Below are 19014 nucleotides of genomic sequence, written 5' to 3' on the forward strand. Positions count from 1 at the left end.
CAGCGTAGTTTGGATTCGGGCAAACATTGGGCGTATGGAGAAGCGCCGAGGATGCATAAGGTAACGGTCTATACGGCGGGCAATTGTTGCTACTGCCACATGGCCAAAGACCTGTTGAGGCGCAAAGGCGCGGCCTTTGAGGAAATCGATCTGACGGGCCGGAGCGATTTGCGCGCCGATTTGAGAGCGAGATCTGGCGGACGGCACACCGTTCCGCAAATTTGGATCGGCAATGTCCATGTCGGCGGCTGTGACGATCTCTTCGACCTGGAGCGTTCCGGCAAGCTCGATGCGCTGCTCACTCAGACGGCATCGGCCTAGGCATGTCCTCTTCGTCTAATTCGGCTTTTCGCGCCGCGCTGGTCCAGATGTGCGCCGGACGCGATATCGCTCGCAATGTTTCGGATGCAATTGCGCTGATTGAAGAGGCTGTCGCCGAGAGGGCCGACTACATCCAGACGCCCGAGTGCACGACGCTGATGGAAATTGATCCGGACCGTCTGATGGCAGAGACGAAACCGGAACAGGGGAATGAAGCGCTCGCTGCGTTTGTTGCGGCGGCGCGCAAGCATCGCATTTGGCTGCATATTGGCTCGATGGCTGTAAAAGTCGGAGAGCGGCGGCTCGCTAATCGGTCGTACCTTTTTGCGCCCGATGGTGAGATCGCGGCGCGCTACGACAAAATTCATATGTTCGATGTCGATCTTGGAAATGGCGAGGTCTACAGCGAAAGCGTCAATTATCAAGCGGGCTCAAAGGCCGTTCTCGCCGAGTTGCCATTTGGCAAACTAGGGCTGACGATCTGCTATGATTTGCGTTTCCCGGCCTTACATCGGGCGCTCGCAAAAAATGGCGCGCGTTTTATTGCAAGCCCGGCTGCCTTTACGCGGATCACCGGCGAAGCTCATTGGCATACGCTGCTCCGAGCGCGTGCCATCGAAACGGAAACGTTTGTCCTCGCGGCAGCCCAAGGCGGCAAGCACGAGAACGGACGTGAAACGTTCGGCCATAGCCTCATTATTTCGCCTTGGGGCGAGATCCTGGCCGAAGGCGGCGTGGAGCCCGGCGTCATCGTCGCCGACGTCGATACGCGCCGCATCGACGAGGTTCGCGGCAAAATCCCATCGCTGACGCATGATCGCGCATTCGACATTACCGAGGCGCAGCCACTTCAATTCGAAACGATACGCAAGTCATGATCAAATACCACCTCGGGTGCCAGGACGGCCACGAATTCGAAAGCTGGTTTCGATCGATCGCCGATTACGATGCGCAATTGCGCTCCGCTGCCGTTCAGTGCCCGCTTTGCGGCTCGACGGACGTCGCGAAACAGCCCATGGCGCCCGCCGTCGTTTCAAAGCGGGGAAATGCTTCCGTTTCGAAGCAGGTAACGCCCGAAAATCTTTCGGACACCCCGACCCTCGGTGTTCTTCGTGCACTCAAGAAAGTCATCATCGAGAATTCGGAAGACGTCGGCACGAAGTTTGCCGATGAGGCTCGCAAGATTCATTTCGGCGAGGCCCAAGAGCGCAATATTCGGGGTAGTTCGACCCGAGACGAAGCGCAAGCTCTGTTGGAGGACGGGGTTTCGTTCGGCATTCTGCCGCCGCTCCCCGAGGACCTGAATTGAGCCAATTGCGCCGACACTTCTGTTAACGAAGTGCGCGCGACCTCGGCCTTGATCCGGATTCCGGCTGAGAGAGGCATTTTGATGGTTGCGGCACAGGGCGGAAGCGGTGCAAACATCAGGTGATAGGACGCACCGTCCGCTCGGAGACTGCCCAGCACATGCCATCCAGCGTTACTCAATTTGACTTAGCACGGACACCGGCTCGGGCGGCTTCTGCCGTCCGGCATGATTGGACGCGCGAGGAGGCGCTGGCGCTTTACGAACTGCCGCTCATGGACCTGCTCTATCGAGCGCAAACGATCCACCGCGCAACCTTCGATCCCAACAAAGTGCAGATGAGCCGTTTGCTGTCGATCAAGACTGGTGGCTGTGCGGAGGATTGCGGTTATTGCAGCCAATCGGCCCATCACAAGACGGGGCTTAAGGCCTCGAAGCTTATGGAGGTCGAACGCGTTATCTCGGAAGCGAAGAAAGCCAAGGATGCCGGCGCGACCCGCTACTGCATGGGTGCGGCCTGGCGCAGCCCCAAGGCGCGCGACATGGATACAGTCGTCGCGATGGTCGAAGGCGTGAAGGCGCTTGGCATGGAAACGTGCATGACACTTGGCATGCTGACGGACGACGATATCGTTCGCCTGCGCGATGCCGGTCTCGACTACTACAATCACAACGTCGATACGTCGGAAGCCTATTACAGCAAGGTCATCACGACACGGACTTATGCCGACCGCCTCGACACGCTGGCGCGGGTTCGCGACGCAGGCATGAAAGTTTGTTCGGGCGGCATCGTCGGCATGGGTGAAGAGCGCGAAGATCGCGTCGATATGCTGGTGACGCTCGCCAATCTCGACGAGCATCCGGAGAGCGTGCCGATCAATATGCTGATCGCAATTCCCGGTACGCCTCTCGAAGATGCAAAGCGCATCGATCCAATCGACTTCGTGCGGACAATCGCAGTCGCGCGCATCATGATGCCTCGGTCTTTCGTGAGGCTTTCGGCCGGGCGCACGGACATGAGCGACGAGATGCAGGCACTGTGCTTCTTTGCCGGCGCGAACTCGATCTTCGTCGGCGATACGCTGCTGACCGCCGACAACCCCGGCGAGGACAAGGACAGCGTTCTGTTCGCGAAGCTTGGACTTGAGCCGCTTGAACTCAATATCGAACAATCTTCCGACCATGAGCCCGCGGTATGCGCGGGTGGACAGGATGCCCTCCAATCTTGAGCGCGCGCTCGATGCCTTGCAGCGGCGGGGCCGTTTGAGATCGCTCGACGTGCTGCAGGGCATCGATTTTACGTCGAATGATTATCTTGGACTCGCGCAATCGCAAGAGATGGCCAATGCCGTCATGGCCGCCGTCGCGCGTGGCGTTCCTGTCGGCGCAGGCGGTTCACGTCTGCTGCGCGGCAATCATCCCGAGCACGAAGCGCTCGAAGCTGAAGCTGCAAAATTTTTCGGAGCCGAGACGGCGCTTTTTTTCGGCGGCGGTTTCATTGCCAATATGGCCTTGATGGCGACGTTGCCGTCCCGTGGGGATCTCATCGTCTATGATGAATTGATCCACGCCAGCGTACACGATGGAATGCGGCTTTCTAAGGCGGAGGCGGCCGCTGCTCGTCATAATGAACCGCAGAACATCGAAGATGTCATCAAAGCATGGCGCGCGAAAGGCGGGACCGGACAAGTCTGGATTGTCGTCGAGAGTCTCTACAGCATGGACGGCGACTGCGCGCCGCTTGATGAGCTTGCCGCCCTTACGCAGCGTCACGGTGCGATGCTTATGATCGATGAAGCACATGCGACCGGCGTTTTCGGACCCGACGGGCGCGGGCTTGCGGCGCATCTCGAAGGTCAGCCGAACATCATCACGCTACACACATGTGGAAAGGCGCTCGGCGCGATGGGGGCGCTTGTGCTGGCACCGAAAACGATACGCGATTTTCTCGTCAATCGCGCGCGTGCCTTCATCTATGCTACCGCGCCGTCGCCGCTTGCTGCCGCGACTGTTCGTGCGGCTCTCGAACTTTGCAGGACACAGCCCGAACGGCGCGAAAAGCTGCACCAGCTCATAGCCTTCACCGGCCGTGAATTGGCGGAGAGGACGCATTTTGCGCCGTCGAGATCGCAAATCCAACCGATCATTATTGGAGCAGACGCTGCGGCGGTTGCACTCGCCTCGGCTATGAAAGCGCGAGGCTACGATATTCGTGCCATTCGGCCTCCGACCGTTCCGGAAGGTACGTCCCGGCTGCGGCTCACGATTACGCTCAATGCCGATGAGGCCATGCTTTCGCGGCTGCTTACCGATCTCGTTGCCGCTGAGGCCGAGGTTGTGGCATGAGCGTGCGAGTCGTCGTCGCCGGAACGGATACCGATATCGGAAAAACTGTTTTCGCCGCAGCGCTCACGCGAGCGCTCGACGGATATTATTGGAAGCCCGTGCAGGCCGGTCTTTCGGGCGATACCGATGCGCAAACTGTTGAGCGCCTGAGCGGGGTCGCATCATCGCGCATTCTGCCGGAAGTTTACAAACTCAATACACCGGCATCGCCGCACTTCGCTGCCGAGCGCGACGGCATCGAAATTGACGCAGGACGCTTGCGTCCGCAAGCTTTGCCGGCGCCCCTGGTCATCGAGCTTGCGGGCGGTCTCCAGGTTCCGTTGACGAGACGCCTGCTGCAAATCGATTTGCTCGCTGCCTGGAAACTGCCCGTCATTCTTTGTGCTTCGACGCGGCTCGGCACGATCAATCATTCTCTACTGTCGATCGAAGCGCTAAAGCGGCGCGCTATTCCCATACTCGGCATTGCCTTCATTGGAGAGGAAAATGCGGATAGCGAACGCACAATATCGTCATTCGGAGGCGTGCGGCGCCTCGGGCGTCTGCCGAAGCTTGCGAACCTCAATAGCGAGGCGCTGCGGGAAGCGTTCGAAGCAAATTTTTCAGTGCCCGATCTCCTGGGCGTCGGAGTATCGGGACCATGAGCACGTCGGCCCTCTGGCATCCGTTTACGCAGCACGGGCTCGAATCCCGCATGCTGCCGATTGCACGCGCCGAAGGTGCCTGGCTCGAATCGCCCGACGGCCAGCGCATCTTCGACGGTATCTCGTCGTGGTGGGTTATTACGCACGGACATCGGCATCCAAAGATCGTGCGTGCCATCCAAGTACAGGCGGACAAACTCGATCAAGTGATTTTCGCGGGCTTTACGCACGAGCCGGCCGAATCGGTCGCGCGCGATCTCGTGACAATCGTGCCGCGCGGTCTGACGCACGTCTTCTTTTCCGACAGCGGCTCGACCTCCGTCGAAGTCGCACTCAAAATGGCGCTCGGCTATTGGAAAAATACCGGCAAGCCGCGAACGCGTATTCTCGCGCTCGAACATGCATATCATGGCGATACGATCGGAACGATGTCGGCAGGTGCCCGAGGCGTGTTCAACGCTTCTTATGAACCGCTGCTGTTCGAAGTTGGCCGCATTCCGCTACCAGACCACCATCATGCGCAACCGACTTTTGATGCATTGGAGATCGCCTGCCGGAAGGGAGACGTCGCAGCCTTCATTTGCGAACCGCTTATACTCGGCGCGGGCGGCATGCTTATTTACGATTCGGCCGCGCTCCGGGAAATGCATCGCATCTGCAAAGCCCATGACGTTCTTTTTATCGCTGACGAAGTGATGACCGGTTTCGGCCGGACGGGAACCGTTTTTGCCTGCGAGCAAGCGAGCATATCGCCCGATATTCTCTGCCTGGCTAAAGGATTGACGGGCGGCTCTATCCCGCTCGCCGTTACGCTCTGCACTGACGCTATATTCGATGCGCATGTTTCTCAGGATCGCGCACGGACATTTTTTCATTCGAGTTCTTATACGGCCAATCCGATTGCGTGCGCAGCAGCAGCGGCCAACTTCGAGATATGGAAAACGGAGCCGGTTCTCGAACGCATCCTGGCGCTCGAACAAGCGCAGGCTTTTTGCCTCAACGATCTGCGGACCGATCCGAGATTTTCGAATGTCCGCCAAATCGGGACAATTACGGCCTTCGAGCTTAACGGGATTCAGCCGGGCTACCTCGCGGTTGTGGCATTGACGCTCCGCGCGCGGTTGCTGGGACGCGGCGTGCTTCTTCGCCCACTCGGATCGACGATTTACGTCATGCCGCCGTACTGCGCGACAAAGGCCGAACTTCAAGACGTGTACAACGCCGTTCGCGAAGCCGTCGACGAGGTGATGGCATGAGCGGCGTCGAGATCATCGGACTTGGCCATTATGCGCCGGAACGCGTCGTTCCAAACAGCGAGATCGAAGCGCGCCTTGGGCTTGAGCCGGGCTGGATCAAACGACGCACGGGAATCGACGCCCGCCGTTATGCGGCCGACGATCAGGCGCTCTCGGATCTCGCAATCAAGGCTGGCGATGTGGCGATCGCAGCTGCCGGCATTTCGCGTGACGATATCGGGCTTCTTCTGCTTGCGACATCGACCCCCGACCATTTGCTACCGCCGAGCGCGCCGCTTGTGGCGCATCGCCTCGGTCTTATGAATGCTGGCGGTATCGATACGGCGGGCGCGTGCGCCGGGTTCATCTATGCGTTGACGCTGGCAGATGGTTTTGTGCGCAGTCACGACATACCGGTGCTCGTCATTGCTGCGAACATTCTTTCGCGACGGATCAATCCGGACGAACGAGCGAGCAGCGTTCTGTTCGCGGACGGAGCGGGAGCCGTTCTTCTCGCGCCGGGATCGCGCGAGAAAAGCGGCGTTGCCGGTGCGCATCTCGCGGCTCATGGCGCGCATTATGATCTCATCAAGATCCCGGCCGGTGGAAGCCGAAGGCCGTTTGCCGATGATCTTACCCCCGGCGAAACGTTGATGGTCATGGAGGACGGACAGGCGGTTTATGCGAAAGCCGTCGCGATGATGACGAAAAGCGCCGAAATCGCCCTTCAGAAAGCTGGCCTCGCAACGACGGGCGTCGCGCATTTCATCCCGCATCAGGCGAATGCCAGGATGATGACGACCGTTGCGAGTCAACTTGGAATTGCGACCGATCGTATGCGTTCGAGCGTCGAGCAATATGGAAACAGCTCCGCTGCGACGATTCCATTGACACTTTCAATGTCGTCAGCCGAGCAAGCCTATAAAACGGGAGACGTCCTCCTGATGACGGCAGCCGGAGCGGGCCTCACCGGTGGTGCCGTCGTCTTCAGATGGTGACATCTGCTTTCGTCTTAGACGAATTCTAATTGAGAATGGGACGCGCAATCATCGGCTCGTGTCGTTGGAAATTAAAACTTGACTCCAGGAGTATAGATTAGCTTAAATATCTCGTCTGCCATTTGCGGGGCCTTGAACCTCGATATTTTGGAGAGAGACGATGAAGCGTTCGCACCTTGAAGGTGAGCGGTTCGATGCGCGCGAAATTTCCAGCGCTGCCTTTACCGCATCCATATTTGCCGCGTCCGTCGGGATGATTTGGGACCTTGCTACGGGTCACGTCTCCGCATTCGATCGACTGCTTTCCAATATCTCGGACGATGATCGCGAAGTTCGCGTCAACTCAACGGCTGGTGCTGCACGGCCGATCGCCGCTGCTTCCGATTCGATCGCATATCAAGCAATTCATTCAACTGTGCGGGGAAATTCGTCGAATGCGTGAAAGCAAGATCAGATCGCCTAAGCCTGCGCCCGATGGAAAGGGGGCAGATGGAGATGTTTGCGCTGGCCAGGCCCTCGGCTTTCCGCTGCAAAGCGCGCTCGGCTTCCTGCCGATCGAAACGCTCACGCTTAATGTTTTTCGATGCGTTTGCGATGTCTACGCGACCGCGTCAGCGACCCCGTGGGACGTCGCGCTACGGTTCTCCGAGGAACAGCTTGGACCTGCCGAAGGGCCGTTGCTTGTTGCGCGCATCACCGCGCTTTTGCGTGCATTAAGAAAAGAGCGAGCCATTGGCTTTTCCTATCTGAGTGCTGGCTGCCAGCATGTGTCGCCGGATGAGCTGACTATGACGGGGCTCCTCAAAGCGGCGCGGAGCAATGACAAGAATGCTTTCGAGCGCGGTATCGCTTTGGCACTCGACAATGCCGAGATAACGGATGCAACGCGGCTTGCAGTGCGCTGCCTTGCGGAAGCGCAATCCCATCATGTTCCGCGGACTGAGAAAGACACCGAAACATCAGATTTCGATCGGCAAACCGTACAAGCGGTTTATCTGCACTAGCGAAGTATAAACGTGGGAGGCGCACGGCGAATTCAGCAGTGCGCATGGGGAAATGACGGGAAAGACGGAACCGCCGGAGGCGTTACAGAACAGCGGTCGCGAACCGGCTATCAAACGCAGTGGGCCGACAAGATATCTGGTGAGCGAGCTGATGCGAGGAGAGCGCGAAGTTATCTTGGAGCACCGTGGACAAGATTATCGGTTGCGCATCACTGAGGCGGGTAAGCTCATCCTCAGCAAATGAGGCTATCGACGCTGCACGAAATATCGCCTCACTACATAATCGGCCCGAGCCCTACATCGCTTGGGTTCATGAAACGTCTTAGAGCTTATGACATCCCGTCTCGCCGCTCTAAGCACGTCAGCAGCGGGCCGGGTCCGCATGAAACCCCAGCCGTCCGGTCCGCTGCTTCCTTAATTTCGAATCATCCCCGGGCTGAAATTTCCGCGGCCGGAAAGCTGACCTCGACGCGGAGGCCGGGGGCATTGTCCGCCAGTGTAATCTTCGCGCCGTGCAAATCCGCGATTGCAGCCGCGAGACTCAATCCGAGACCACTACCGTCCGTCGAGCGAGCGCGCTCCAGCCTATAGAGACGGCGAAAAACATTCTCTCGTTCCGATTCTGGGATGCCTGGACCGGTATCGGAGACATACACCCGGTAAGCTCCGGCAGAGCCCGATAGTTGCAGGCGTATTTGCGTGCCCGACGGGCAATGGCGAATGGCATTCTCGACAAGATTGGCGAAAAGCTGGACGAGAAGTTCCGGATCGCCGCGAACCGCCGCCGCCCCGTCGACTTCGGCCGCGAAGCTCAATTTATCTCCGGCGTCCTCGGCAACGATGTCATAGACGTCGTGCACGTCGGCGAGAAGCACGCGCAGATCGACGACAACGAAACGATCCTTCCGCGCGCCGGCTTCAATTTGCGTAATGCGCAGCAAGGCATCGAATGTCTCGGTGATCGAGTCGATATCGAGAAGCGCATCGCCGAGAGCCGCTTGGAACTCGGCTTTCGTTCCTGCTTTGCGGAACGCATTATCGAGACGCTGACGCAAGCGTCCGAGAGGTTTTTTCAAATCGTGTGCAATATCGGAGGACGATTGATTGACGTTCTCGATCAGTCTTTGCAGGTTGCCGAGCATCCCGTTTACCTGCAATGCGACCTGATCGATATCATCCTCAAGGCCGGAGATCGGTACGCGCGCAGAGATATGGCCCTGCGAAACGCGCGCGAGCGGGTTCGCGAAAGCATCGATGCGATGCTGCGTCTGGCGGGCGAAATAGATCGCACAGAGGACAACTGGGACCGACATGGCCAATAAGCCGTAGGCGAGCAGCCTCAGCAGAAACGACTTCATCTGCTTGACTTCACTGTTGTCACTTCCGACCAGCAGCCGGCCTTTTGCAAGAGGTTTCCAAAGTGCCAGGAATTCGTCGTTTGGCTCGCCCCGGTCCATCGTGAAATTGAGGTCAGAGCGTTTCAGCGTCATCCATTGCTCGGACTGAGGGACGCCTTTGACATTGCCCGCGAGGAATTTGCCGTCTTTATCGACGAGTTCCACAATGAAGTCCGGATCGCGCACAGATTCGCTTTCCTCGGCTACCACGGTGACGAGGTCGTCAAAGGTTCTGTCGCCATCAAGGACGGCAAGCGAGTCCATGTTGGTCCGAACGCGATCGCGAATATCGCCGACGAGGCGTGCGCTGGCGACCAGATAGATAACCGTAAATAGAGCAAGGACAGTCGTGATGAAAAACAGCGAGAATGTCGCCGCGAGGCGAAAGGGCGTGCGCTTCAAAAGGTTACGCACGGCTAAACACCATCGTTGACCGTATAGCCACTGCCGCGAATGGTATGGATGAGCTCCTTGCCGTAAGGCTTGTCGATTTTTGCGCGCAATCGCGAGATGTGCGTCTCGACCACGCTGGTTTTCGGATCGAAATGAAAACTCCAGACGCGTTCGAGCAACATCGTCCGGGTCACGACACGGCCGCGATTTCGCATCAAAACTTCGAGTAGACGAAATTCACGTGGTTGAAGATCGATCACGTCCCCCCCACGCGTGACTTTTCGGCTAACGAGATCGATTTCCAGATCGCCGACCTTCAGCCGCGTCTCTTCGCCCTTCGTATGGGGACGGCGGGCCAGTGCGTTCACGCGGGCCAGGAGTTCCGAAAACGCGAAGGGCTTGACGAGATAATCGTCGCCGCCGGCATCGAGACCTTCGACGCGATCGTCGACTCCGCCCAGCGCTGTTAGGAAAAGGACCGGGACGCGGCGCCCAGCACTACGAATCGTTTTAATGATCGCCAATCCGTCGAGCCCCGGCAGCATGCGATCGAGAATGATAACGTCGTAGTCTTCGCCAATCGCTTGCGCGACGGCGTCCCGGCCGTCGGCTAAGTGATCGACGGTATGGCCTTCTTCCTCGAGGCCCTTCGAAACGTAGGCCGCGGTATTGGCGTCGTCTTCAAGAAGCAGGATTCTCATGCGTGCACCGATACGTTAGTTCGCATCGTTTTCGGCCCAGGCGGCGAAGGTTCGCCGTCTACCATATAAGATAACCGGCCAGAACAGGCGATTGAACGGCACGTTAACAACCTGCTTTTAAGCCGGACGATTGTGGCCAAAGAGGCCTTTCCGGCCCTCGACCGCGAACACCACAATGCACGTGATCAGGCTGCAGGCGGCGAAGCCGGATGCAATCGGAGAGACGGTGCCGTCAAACGCATGCGCGACGAAGCCGCCCGCCAGTGCGCCAATAGCGGTACTGAGCGAACCGATCACCGACGAGGCCATACCGGCGTTATGGCCTTGGGGTTCCATGGCGATGGCATTGAAGTTCGGAGCAATCAGGCCGAATAGGAAAAAAGCTATCGCGACGAGCGGCGCGAAGACGGGCAGGGGTGCCATGCCCATTGCCGCGGTCGCCGCAAGTATCAGCGATATACCTAAGAATCCAGCGAGTGCGGTGTGCGACAAGCGCCGCATGCCGAGCCTGCCGACGAGCCGGGCATTAACGAAAGACGCGATCGCCATCACCGAGGCGATGGCACCGAACACCACCGGGAAGGCTTGGCCGATCCCGAATACTTCGACGAATATCTGTTGCGCGCTGGCGACGTAGGCGAGCAAGCAGCCGAACATGAAGCCGCCCGCTGCGCCATAGGCCATGGTCTGCCGATTGAAAAGCACCATCTTTAAGGACTCACGCAAGCCCATGGGTTGTTCGACGCCAAGCGCCTGACGCGCCGTTTCCGGCAAACGCAAGCTGGACCAGCAGACGATGAGGAGCGCCATGGCGAGGAGCGCGTAGAAGGTCCAGTGCCAATTTCCAACCTGGATCAAGGCTTGACCAACGGAGGGAGCAAGGACCGGAATGGTGATGAAGACCATCATCGCAAACGACATGACTCGTGCCATCTGACGCCCGCCATAAAGATCACGTACGACAGCGATCGCAATCACGCGCGGGGAAGCCGCGCCTATGCCTTGCACGAACCGCGCTGTGAGCAGCGCCGGGAACGCCCCGGCTAGAAGGGCCGCTACAGTCCCGGCGATGTAGATTGCGAGGCCGGCGAGAAGCATCGGTTTGCGGCCGAAATGGTCGGAGAGCGGTCCAAAGACGATCTGTCCGGCGGCGAAGCCCGCCATGTAGAGAATGACCACGAGCTGCCGGTCGTTCTCGCTTGTTACACCGAGCGCCGATCCAATCTGCGGCAAGGCCGGAAGCATGATATCGATCGATATCGCCGTCAGTGCCATCATCGCCGCGGTGAGCGTGACGAATTCCACAAAGGACAAGTTATGTCGCCTGTCCGGCACGTCGGGATGCGAGGACAGTATGCGCTCTTCGCGCTCTAGCAGGTTCATGCTATGTCTCTGAAACGCGTGTGTCGAATGGGCCTTTGGCGTGCGGTCTAACCCTCCGACAAAAGCGGAAATATGGCTCGGGTGTTCGGGCGCCTCGACTTGGCTTAACGGGATTGCGGCTCTTTCGTCAAATTCCGGTTTCTGACCGGACAAGCGATTGCAGCAAACGCGTCGCAAGATCCGCAGTACTGGCCATTTGGCCTATCCCTTTTTACTTCTGATCTCATGGCGACTCAGCCAGGAATCGCTTCCATCGTGTTCCAAGTGCGGCGGGCTATCCGCCAGCGAATGCAAGATTTTCTCCAGCATCGAGAGGGATAGACGTGGCCCCTTCTCCCCTGAAACGCCAGTCTCCGGAAACGACCGGCCCCGACGCGATCCCGCTCCCAAGGCTTATTCAGCAGGCTTTGAATTGCCTGCAAGCTGGTGATACCGCAGGCGCGCTTGCTCTTCTTGCGACGGCTCCGGCGGCGGCACGCGATGACGCTCTGGCTTGCCGCGCCTTTTCCCTCATATATCTGAGCGCAAACGACTACGATCATGCGATCGTTTGGTTCGATCATGCGCTCCGCCTGAACGTAAAAAATCCCGACGCGCTCGCGGGGAAAGGCACCGCACTTCAGGGTCTCGCCCGGTCTGGCGAAGCTATTTCTTGCTTCGATGAGGCTTTGGCGCTCCGCGCCGACGATCCCGAGACCTGGTATAACCGAGGCGTCTCACTCGATACGATTGGCGATATCGAAGCTGCGTTACAGTCCTACGACATGGCGCTGGCGCAGCGACCGAGCTACGCGCGTGCGCTCGCGCGACGTTCGGCGTCGCTTGCAAAGCTCGGCCGCTTCGAAGACGCGCTGAGTACTGCCAATGCCCTGATAGCCATCGCGACCGACGATCGCGCCGACGCGTGGTGCTTGCGAGGCAATATGCTGCAAGAGCTTGGGCGCCACGGAGACGCCATCGCTGCCTATAACCAGACGCTCAGCTTTCAACCGTCTTATGCGGCAGCTCTGATCAATCGGGCTACGGCACACAAAGAACTCGGGCGCATGGACGACGCGCTTAGCGATCTCGATGCGGTGCTTCGAGTTGCGCCGGATCACGCTGAAGCACTCGTTGCGCGGGGTAATGTTCTGCATAGCCTTGGGCGCAATAGCGAAGCTCTTGAGGACTACAAGTGCGCGCTTGCGCTTCGGCCGTTAGTCACGCACGCCGCAATGAAGACACCGCCGGAATTTCGCGCATTTTTTATTTTCGCGCCCTTTTCGGGGAACACGCCGATCCACGATATGGTCAGCTTTTCGAATTTCGAGAGCCATACGTTGATGCTGCTTCCCGGCGCTTCGTACGACATCGATTTTCTCCGCTCCAAAGCCGACGTTGTGGTCAACCTCGTTTCCGATGTCGATCGGAGTGCTGACGCACTTTGCGCCGCCTCGAAGCTTGTGGAGCGATTGGAAAGACCAGTTATTAATCCACCGGCCAAGATCCTTTTAACGCGGCGGGATCGCGTCTCCGAGCTCCTGGCGGACATCGCCGGATGCATCGTGCCGTGCACACTTCGCTATACGAAGGAGACGTTGCTAGCATCGGCGCGCCAGCAGTCTCTCGGCGTTTCCTTTCCGCTGATCGTGCGCGTTGCGGGGACGCACGGCGGCGACGAAATGGAATGCTTCGCCGCTCCGACAGAAATGGAACAATTCGCCGAGCGCCGCCAAGTTTCCGAATTCTATGTTTCAGATTTCGTCGACTATCGGTCGGCGGACGGGTATTTTCGCAAATACAGATTCATCTTCGTGGGTGACGAAATCCTTCCCTATCACCTCGCCATTGGCGGAAAGTGGAAGGTACATCACGCATCGACCGATATGAGCAATCATCCTTGGATGCAGCACGAAGAAAAAGTCTTTCTCGATTGTCCGGAAATGGTTTTTTCGCCACGCGCCTTCGAAGCGCTCCGCGCCATTCGCGAAAAAATCGATCTCGACTACTTCGGCATTGATTGCGCTCTCGACGACAACGGAAACGTCGTCGTCTTCGAGGTCAACGCCTCCATGCTCGTTCACCTGCACAACAAGGTCTTTCCCTACAAAGATCCGGCGGTGCGAAGAATTAAGGCGGCCTTCGCTGCGATGTTGAGGCACACAGCCGAGAATGGGCGCGCAATCCGTGCATCAGCAGACGGACGACGCCTCGCGTAACGTTTTCCGCTTCGCCGCAAATTCACAAAGCGCGTCAAACACGATATCGATATCGCCGCGAGTCGTTCGATGGTTGACGATGGCGCAGCGAATGACCGTCTCACCACCGAGGGTCGTCCACGATGGCGCCGCTATGCCACTCTCTTGCAGATCAAGCACAAGCTCGCGGTTATCGTTTGAATCGTTGCACTCGCGGAGCCCGAAACAGACAATATTGAGCGTTACTTTTGCCTTAAGCACAAACACCTGACTTCGCTCGATTTTTTCTGCGAAATAGCGTGCCAACTCACAGTTATGAAGAATCGCATCGCCGATTTTTTCAGTGCCAAAGGTCTCAATCGTCATCCAGGTTTTGAGCGCTCGGAAGCCACGCGACAGGTCCGGGCCTAAATCGCAAGGCCACGTTTCTCCCGCCGCCAGACCGCGACCGGCGCGCTGCAAGTATGCAGCTGGCGAGGCGAACGCCGATTTATGTTTATTTCCGTCTCGAACGAGCAAAAACCCTGCGTCGTAGGGAACGTGGCCCCATTTGTGGAAATCGAGCGCTACGGAATCGGATCGTTCGATCCCGTTCAGCAGTGGGCGCAACGCAGGCGAAAACGACAGTAACGCACCAATGGCTCCGTCGACGTGAAACCAAACCTGCTCGCGTTTTGCTATGTCGGCAATTTCATTCAGCGGATCCATTGCGCCGGTATTGACCGTTCCGGCGCTCGCTGCGACGAGGAACGGCAAAAAGCCGCTCGCCCGATCGATCGCGATGGCAGCTTGCAGGCGCTCAACATTCATGCGGCCATCGGAATCGACCGGCACACAGCGGAGATTTTTTGATCCGATGCCGGATAGTTCCAGAGCTTGGGCGATACATACGTGCGCTTCGGATGATGTGTAGGCAACGAGTGTGGACGTCGATGCTTTGATGCCGATCTGGCGTGTTTCGGCTCCGAGTACCGCCACTTTGGCAACGATCACGGCGAGGAAATTGGCCATTGACGAGCCGGTTAAAAACAGGCCCGATGCCGTATCCGGGTATCCTAAGGCTTCTTGCATCCAGTGTGCGATCTGGCGTTCGACATCGAGGCCGATATGATTTCGGCCGCCGCAATTCATATCAAGCGCGGCGGCAAGCATATCGGCGACGATACCAACCGGCGTTCCGGCGCCATGGACCCATCCCATAAATCTCGGATGAACATTGCCGGTCGCATAATCGACAACGTGATTGCGCACATCGTCCAGGACATCATCAAGCTTTGACGGCGCGACGGGAAGCGGCTTTGCGAACCGCTCACGCGAGGCGATTGGCGCCTTGCGCCACACCGCTCGATTACGAATATGCTCGACGTACGAAATCGCGTCGTCCAGAATCGCGTGCGCTGTGCGGCGGAAGTCCGCCCAATCCTCTGGGTCGAGAGCGGCATTGTTGCGCTTGTGAGACGTCACGCCGCCTGACCTGACAGCGTGAGCTTTTCCCATTTAGCAAAAAGCACGTCGAGATTCGACGCGATGGGTGCGAAGGCTTTTTCGAGCGACTGACCCGCTTGCATCCGTGTCGCGATTTCCGCTACGTCGCGGACCGATGCGCTTAGGCGCAATATGGTGCGCGGGCCGATGCGGACCGGCTGGCCGACATGACAGATCGGACCGAGCGCAGGATCAAGCAACATCAGGCGAATACGGTCTGCTTCGCTGGCGGGCGCGAAATCGTTGACAGCGGTGAGCGGCGTTACAGAGACGATCGAACGAGACGGGGCATGCTCCTCATCGTCGGGATGGAGCGCGAGGCGGGGAATCGCCGATACGCGCAGCCGGACCTCATCGGCGAAATGGTCGATGATCCGCTTTTGCTGCGCGCCGTCGACCGCCGCGTAACGCTTCAGATTTTCAAGGGCCGCGATCCATCTAAGGCCGAGTCCAATGTTGCCTTCAGATTTAAACGACAGCTTCAAAGCGTCGCGAAAGTGCGGCGGCCAATCGAGTGCCGCGGTATAGTCGGATAATCCGGCCGGCAGAGCCATGTCAGACGTGATCTCATCCCTCATCGTGGGAGGGAGCAGCAATGCGCCGGCGAACGCCGGGCCACCCGCAAACTTCGAGCCCGTGACTGTTATCATGAAACCGTCCGCAAGGTCGCGTTTCAATTGAGACAACGGACATCTCAGTTGGCAGGCATCGACCACGATCCGTACGCGTCCCGGCGCAGCGCTCAGCAACGCGCGCGCCAGGTCTCGCGATGGCGCCGTCAGGCCCGTCTTCGAGGCATCGAGGACATGAAGAAGAATGTCGCGACCGCGGCGAAGCTCTTGTTCGATCACCGACGCAACGTTGCGGTCGATCTCTGCCGGCTCTTTCGGGCGGCCGGATTCGTCACGGACGTCTATCGTGCGCGCGTCGATCCGCCCTGGCGCAAAGCCTTCGATCGGTTGGCCTTCGGCGACCGCTTGAGCCAGCGCTGTCGTTCCGGAGAAATGCCGCCCGGCTGCAGCGAGCGGAATGCCTTTGCCGGTCTCGTCCGGCGCGATGAAAACGTTCGTCAGCGGTCGCGGTGATAATGCCGCTACGATACCAAGAGTCAGAAGCTCCGCATCTGTCCCCGATGCCGCCAACACGGCTTCCGATCCCGGAGCCAGCAGCTCCGAAATTCCGGTTCGAACGCCATCGAACCACCGATCGAGCGAGATGCTCCGAGCGCCGTCAGTTCCGAAAAGTTGCTGTAGAGCTTCGCTTGCCGCGGCAAACCCTTCCGCAGAAATATTACTCGCGGTCGTGGACGAAAAACTGATCTCGTCCGGAGCCGGCGATGTTTTCGTGCCGTAGCGGTTGCGGCCGCTTATCGGCTCCGGCCAAATGCGCGCATCACCGCCGGAGGCAAGAATCAGCGCGACCGTTGCGCGAAGATTGCCTTTGTTCGCCGATTGCCCGGATGGATCGGCTTCAATTGAGTTTAAGTGTGCGTGCGTTTGCGCCGACGACATTGTCGCTCCCGATAGCGAAATCGGTCGTATAGTCGGATTCGCCACTTACGCGAAGCTGTCACGCTCATAATTGTGAGTTGTTTTCGCGGCTTAGCAATGAGCCTCAAATGGGGCGGTTACGCCGTTACCACACGTTACGGCGCTCGTTCATGAAAAGATCCCCGGATCGTGCCTGAGAGCCAGTGTCGCTTTTCGGAAACCCGGAATTCGATCACGCGTTTGCATGCCGTCAGAACAAATGGAGGATCCATGAATACGATCACGAAGTCACTTTTGGCGGCGGCCGGTGCATTAGCGCTCGCTGCGACGAGCGCTTCCGCTGCTATCGTCTGCAACGACGACGGCGATTGCTGGCACGTCCATGGCAGGCCGACGTTCGGGCCAAGCGTGAAGGTGCACATTCATCCGGACAACTGGAAATGGCACGGCGGTCACCATCGTTGGCGCGAGCATGCTGGTCGCGGATATTGGCACAAGGGCGTTTGGGTCGATATCAAATAGGATAATCAAGGAGCCGGCCACATAAGCCGGCTTCTTTCTTGAATAGCGGGTTCCGTTCAGCTGGCCCGTTGCTTTCGCGCCAACGACAACTGCCGCTCCCAGCCGAACACGGATCGTCCACCAAATTCAGCTGCGTGTTTCAATTCGCTTGCGACGTATTCGGGGAGCGAGGAGCCGGTAGCGGTGCGTTCAAGCACCCGTGCTTGCGCGTCCAGCCTTCTCAACGCGTGCAATGTTTCCTCATTTCCCAGCCTTGCACGGGTAATCGCGCTCTTCATCACGTTGATTGTTTCGTCATAGACGCGGATCGGCACGGGAAACGGGTGCCGGTCCTTGCCGCCGTGCGCGAGTGAAAAGCGCGCGGGATCGCGGAAGCGATACGGCGCGCCGTGCACGACCTCCGCGACCATCGCGAGAGATTGCACCGTCCTTGCGCCAACGCCGGGGGTCAAAAGCAGCTCCGGAAAATCGGCGGGGCCACGTTCGGCCACCGCGGCCAACGTTCCGCGCAGGCGTCGAATAAACACGTCGCTGGACCGCACGTCATGATGCGCGGGCATGACGAGGTGCGGCAAAGAGAGCTGGTCGTTTGCTTTGCCCGTGACCGCTGCCAATTCTTCGACGATACGGTCCGGCCCGAGCTCGCGAAATAAATCGAGCTGCGATTTACGAGATGTTTCCGCGCGTCTATCCGTGAGATTGATGATGCACCCCTGATTGGGCCCATCAATGGCCGCGTGCGGTTCGTCAACAAAACTCGTGAGCGCTTCGGAATGCCAGTGATAACGGCGTGCCTGACGCTCGCCGCCGTTCATGCCTTGCTGGACGACTGCCCATTTGCCGTCGGCGGTGACGAAAAAACCGTGGAGGTAAAGATCGAAGCCGTCCTGAATGGCGGCGCTGTCGACTTTAGCGACCAATCGGCTGCTCCTTGTGAGCCCGGCGGCATCGAGACCCGTTCTCATACCTAGGGCATCGAGTTCTTGCGGCGTTTGTCGAGAATGCCTTCCGCGGCCGCCGCAGACGTAAATGCCGAGTTCGTTTCCGCTGGTTTGGAGACCGCGTTTCAGGGCACCGATGACGCTGGTCGTGATTCCGGACGAATGCCAATCCATGCCCATGACGGCGCCGAATGACTGAAACCAAAACGGGTGCGCGAGGCGCTTTAAAAACTCGTCTCTGCCGTAATGATGGACGACCGCTTCGCAGATGACGGCGCCCAAAATAGCCATGCGGCTCGCAAGCCAAGCCGGGACCCGGCCATTGTGGAGAGGAAGGTCGGCGCTACCGGATCGTCGTGCCATTGTTGTTCAAATAGATGCTTCGCATCGTAAAAGCGAGGCCATTTGTGGCGGGAACGGCAACGGTACGAGGGCGTTAAACAGACAGGCTGAAGCAAAGGACGCGTCCCAATGAAATTTATTTCCGCAGTTGTTGCTGCCGCCGCTTTGTTTTCATTTTCGAGCGCGTTCGCGCAGTCACCCAACCCTGACGCTAACGAGAACTCCGCTCCGGGCGTTACCGCTAAACCTGGAAAAACCGGTCCAGGGAGCGAAAATAACGCCAGGGTATCTCCAACATCTCCGTCGATGACGACTCCGCCGCCGCCCGA

The 19014-nt window shown here is 58.5% G+C and carries 19 protein-coding genes; 13 read left to right on the forward strand and 6 right to left on the reverse strand.

The genetic code is table 11. From position 1 onward, the window contains the following. The first annotated feature begins 51 nt into the window (after nt 1-51). From grxC to hemP, 11 genes are all read left to right on the forward strand, one after another. Nucleotides 52-321 (forward strand): glutaredoxin 3, encoded by a 270-nt coding sequence (gene grxC / locus VHB22_RS08815; RefSeq protein ID WP_325456599.1) that lies wholly within the window; start codon nt 52-54, stop codon nt 319-321. 2 nt (nt 322-323) lie between these two features. Further along, a complete protein-coding gene (locus VHB22_RS08820; RefSeq protein ID WP_325456600.1) occupies nt 324-1199 on the forward strand; it encodes a carbon-nitrogen hydrolase family protein in 876 nt (291 codons plus the stop codon). Then, nucleotides 1196-1630, forward strand: coding sequence for a DUF1178 family protein (locus tag VHB22_RS08825; RefSeq protein ID WP_325456601.1), 435 nt, complete (start codon nt 1196-1198; stop codon nt 1628-1630). Before VHB22_RS08820 ends, VHB22_RS08825 begins: the two co-directional genes overlap by 4 nt. A 158-nt stretch (nt 1631-1788) precedes the next feature. Continuing rightward, nucleotides 1789-2856, forward strand: coding sequence for a biotin synthase BioB (gene bioB, locus VHB22_RS08830; protein WP_325456602.1), 1068 nt, complete (start codon nt 1789-1791; stop codon nt 2854-2856). After that, nucleotides 2840-3973 (forward strand): 8-amino-7-oxononanoate synthase, encoded by a 1134-nt coding sequence (locus tag VHB22_RS08835; protein WP_325456603.1) that lies wholly within the window; start codon nt 2840-2842, stop codon nt 3971-3973. The genes bioB and VHB22_RS08835 overlap by 17 nt, the downstream gene beginning before the upstream one ends. Next, on the forward strand, nt 3970-4617 hold the full coding sequence (gene bioD, locus VHB22_RS08840; protein WP_325456604.1) for a dethiobiotin synthase: 648 nt from the start codon (nt 3970-3972) through the stop codon (nt 4615-4617). Before VHB22_RS08835 ends, bioD begins: the two co-directional genes overlap by 4 nt. Further along, nucleotides 4614-5873, forward strand: coding sequence for an adenosylmethionine--8-amino-7-oxononanoate transaminase (locus tag VHB22_RS08845; protein ID WP_325456605.1), 1260 nt, complete (start codon nt 4614-4616; stop codon nt 5871-5873). The genes bioD and VHB22_RS08845 overlap by 4 nt, the downstream gene beginning before the upstream one ends. Continuing rightward, the gene (locus tag VHB22_RS08850) at nt 5870-6850 is read left to right on the forward strand and encodes a beta-ketoacyl-ACP synthase III (protein ID WP_325456606.1); all 981 of its coding nucleotides are present in this window, start codon (nt 5870-5872) and stop codon (nt 6848-6850) included. Before VHB22_RS08845 ends, VHB22_RS08850 begins: the two co-directional genes overlap by 4 nt. 160 nt (nt 6851-7010) lie before the next feature. Continuing rightward, nucleotides 7011-7292 carry a hypothetical protein gene (locus tag VHB22_RS08855; RefSeq protein ID WP_325456607.1) on the forward strand — a complete coding sequence of 94 codons (282 nt, stop codon included), beginning with the start codon at nt 7011-7013 and terminating at the stop codon, nt 7290-7292. Continuing rightward, nucleotides 7285-7854, forward strand: coding sequence for a hypothetical protein (locus tag VHB22_RS08860; protein WP_325456608.1), 570 nt, complete (start codon nt 7285-7287; stop codon nt 7852-7854). Before VHB22_RS08855 ends, VHB22_RS08860 begins: the two co-directional genes overlap by 8 nt. Before the next feature lie 151 nt (nt 7855-8005). Continuing rightward, nucleotides 8006-8098 (forward strand): hemin uptake protein HemP, encoded by a 93-nt coding sequence (gene hemP, locus VHB22_RS08865; RefSeq protein ID WP_325456734.1) that lies wholly within the window; start codon nt 8006-8008, stop codon nt 8096-8098. Nucleotides 8099-8279: 181 nt separating this feature from the next. Here the strand turns inward: hemP and VHB22_RS08870 are convergent, their stop codons facing one another. The 3 genes from VHB22_RS08870 to VHB22_RS08880 form a co-directional block, all read right to left on the reverse strand. Beyond that, complete coding sequence (locus VHB22_RS08870; RefSeq protein ID WP_325456609.1) at nt 8280-9665, reverse strand: HAMP domain-containing sensor histidine kinase; 1386 nt, start codon at nt 9663-9665, stop codon at nt 8280-8282. A gap of 2 nt (nt 9666-9667) precedes the next feature. Next, on the reverse strand, nt 9668-10345 hold the full coding sequence (locus VHB22_RS08875; RefSeq protein WP_325456610.1) for a response regulator transcription factor: 678 nt from the start codon (nt 10343-10345) through the stop codon (nt 9668-9670). A gap of 117 nt (nt 10346-10462) precedes the next feature. Beyond that, the gene (locus tag VHB22_RS08880) at nt 10463-11728 is read right to left on the reverse strand and encodes a multidrug effflux MFS transporter (protein WP_325456611.1); all 1266 of its coding nucleotides are present in this window, start codon (nt 11726-11728) and stop codon (nt 10463-10465) included. A 323-nt stretch (nt 11729-12051) separates the two neighbouring features. Here VHB22_RS08880 and VHB22_RS08885 point away from each other — a divergent pair, with 323 nt between their 5' ends. Next, nucleotides 12052-13926 carry a tetratricopeptide repeat protein gene (locus tag VHB22_RS08885; RefSeq protein WP_325456612.1) on the forward strand — a complete coding sequence of 625 codons (1875 nt, stop codon included), beginning with the start codon at nt 12052-12054 and terminating at the stop codon, nt 13924-13926. Here the strand turns inward: VHB22_RS08885 and VHB22_RS08890 are convergent. Together VHB22_RS08890 and VHB22_RS08895 are read right to left on the reverse strand one after the other, a co-directional pair. Further along, a complete protein-coding gene (locus VHB22_RS08890; RefSeq protein WP_325456613.1) occupies nt 13900-15369 on the reverse strand; it encodes a pyridoxal phosphate-dependent decarboxylase family protein in 1470 nt (489 codons plus the stop codon). The two genes, VHB22_RS08885 and VHB22_RS08890, sit on opposite strands and share 27 nt — an antisense overlap. Further along, nucleotides 15366-16901, reverse strand: a complete 1536-nt coding sequence (locus VHB22_RS08895) for a hypothetical protein (protein ID WP_325456614.1) — start codon at nt 16899-16901, stop codon at nt 15366-15368. The genes VHB22_RS08890 and VHB22_RS08895 overlap by 4 nt, the downstream gene beginning before the upstream one ends. 249 nt (nt 16902-17150) lie before the next feature. On the opposite strand from VHB22_RS08895, the gene VHB22_RS08900 reads away from it, so the two are divergent. Further along, nucleotides 17151-17402: a hypothetical protein gene (locus tag VHB22_RS08900; protein WP_325456615.1), complete on the forward strand. Its 252-nt coding sequence runs from the start codon at nt 17151-17153 to the stop codon at nt 17400-17402. Between the two features lie 56 nt (nt 17403-17458). Here VHB22_RS08900 and VHB22_RS08905 read toward each other — a convergent pair whose 3' ends face one another. Then, nucleotides 17459-18706 carry a DUF763 domain-containing protein gene (locus VHB22_RS08905; RefSeq protein WP_325456616.1) on the reverse strand — a complete coding sequence of 416 codons (1248 nt, stop codon included), beginning with the start codon at nt 18704-18706 and terminating at the stop codon, nt 17459-17461. Nucleotides 18707-19014: the final 308 nt, after the last annotated feature.

Origin of the sequence: Hyphomicrobium sp. (genome assembly GCF_035548195.1) — a bacterium.
Lineage (GTDB): Bacteria > Pseudomonadota > Alphaproteobacteria > Rhizobiales > Hyphomicrobiaceae > Hyphomicrobium_B.

Coding starts and splice junctions, on each gene's coding strand:
- grxC (WP_325456599.1), top strand. CDS start 52: ATGCATAAGGTAACGGTCTATACGGCGGGCAATTGTTGCTACTGCCAC.
- VHB22_RS08820 (WP_325456600.1), top strand. CDS start 324: ATGTCCTCTTCGTCTAATTCGGCTTTTCGCGCCGCGCTGGTCCAGATG.
- VHB22_RS08825 (WP_325456601.1), top strand. CDS start 1,196: ATGATCAAATACCACCTCGGGTGCCAGGACGGCCACGAATTCGAAAGC.
- bioB (WP_325456602.1), top strand. CDS start 1,789: ATGCCATCCAGCGTTACTCAATTTGACTTAGCACGGACACCGGCTCGG.
- VHB22_RS08835 (WP_325456603.1), top strand. CDS start 2,840: ATGCCCTCCAATCTTGAGCGCGCGCTCGATGCCTTGCAGCGGCGGGGC.
- bioD (WP_325456604.1), top strand. CDS start 3,970: ATGAGCGTGCGAGTCGTCGTCGCCGGAACGGATACCGATATCGGAAAA.
- VHB22_RS08845 (WP_325456605.1), top strand. CDS start 4,614: ATGAGCACGTCGGCCCTCTGGCATCCGTTTACGCAGCACGGGCTCGAA.
- VHB22_RS08850 (WP_325456606.1), top strand. CDS start 5,870: ATGAGCGGCGTCGAGATCATCGGACTTGGCCATTATGCGCCGGAACGC.
- VHB22_RS08855 (WP_325456607.1), top strand. CDS start 7,011: ATGAAGCGTTCGCACCTTGAAGGTGAGCGGTTCGATGCGCGCGAAATT.
- VHB22_RS08860 (WP_325456608.1), top strand. CDS start 7,285: ATGCGTGAAAGCAAGATCAGATCGCCTAAGCCTGCGCCCGATGGAAAG.
- hemP (WP_325456734.1), top strand. CDS start 8,006: ATGCGAGGAGAGCGCGAAGTTATCTTGGAGCACCGTGGACAAGATTAT.
- VHB22_RS08875 (WP_325456610.1), bottom strand. CDS start 10,345: ATGAGAATCCTGCTTCTTGAAGACGACGCCAATACCGCGGCCTACGTT.
- VHB22_RS08880 (WP_325456611.1), bottom strand. CDS start 11,728: ATGAACCTGCTAGAGCGCGAAGAGCGCATACTGTCCTCGCATCCCGAC.
- VHB22_RS08895 (WP_325456614.1), bottom strand. CDS start 16,901: ATGTCGTCGGCGCAAACGCACGCACACTTAAACTCAATTGAAGCCGAT.
- VHB22_RS08900 (WP_325456615.1), top strand. CDS start 17,151: ATGAATACGATCACGAAGTCACTTTTGGCGGCGGCCGGTGCATTAGCG.
- VHB22_RS08905 (WP_325456616.1), bottom strand. CDS start 18,706: ATGGCACGACGATCCGGTAGCGCCGACCTTCCTCTCCACAATGGCCGG.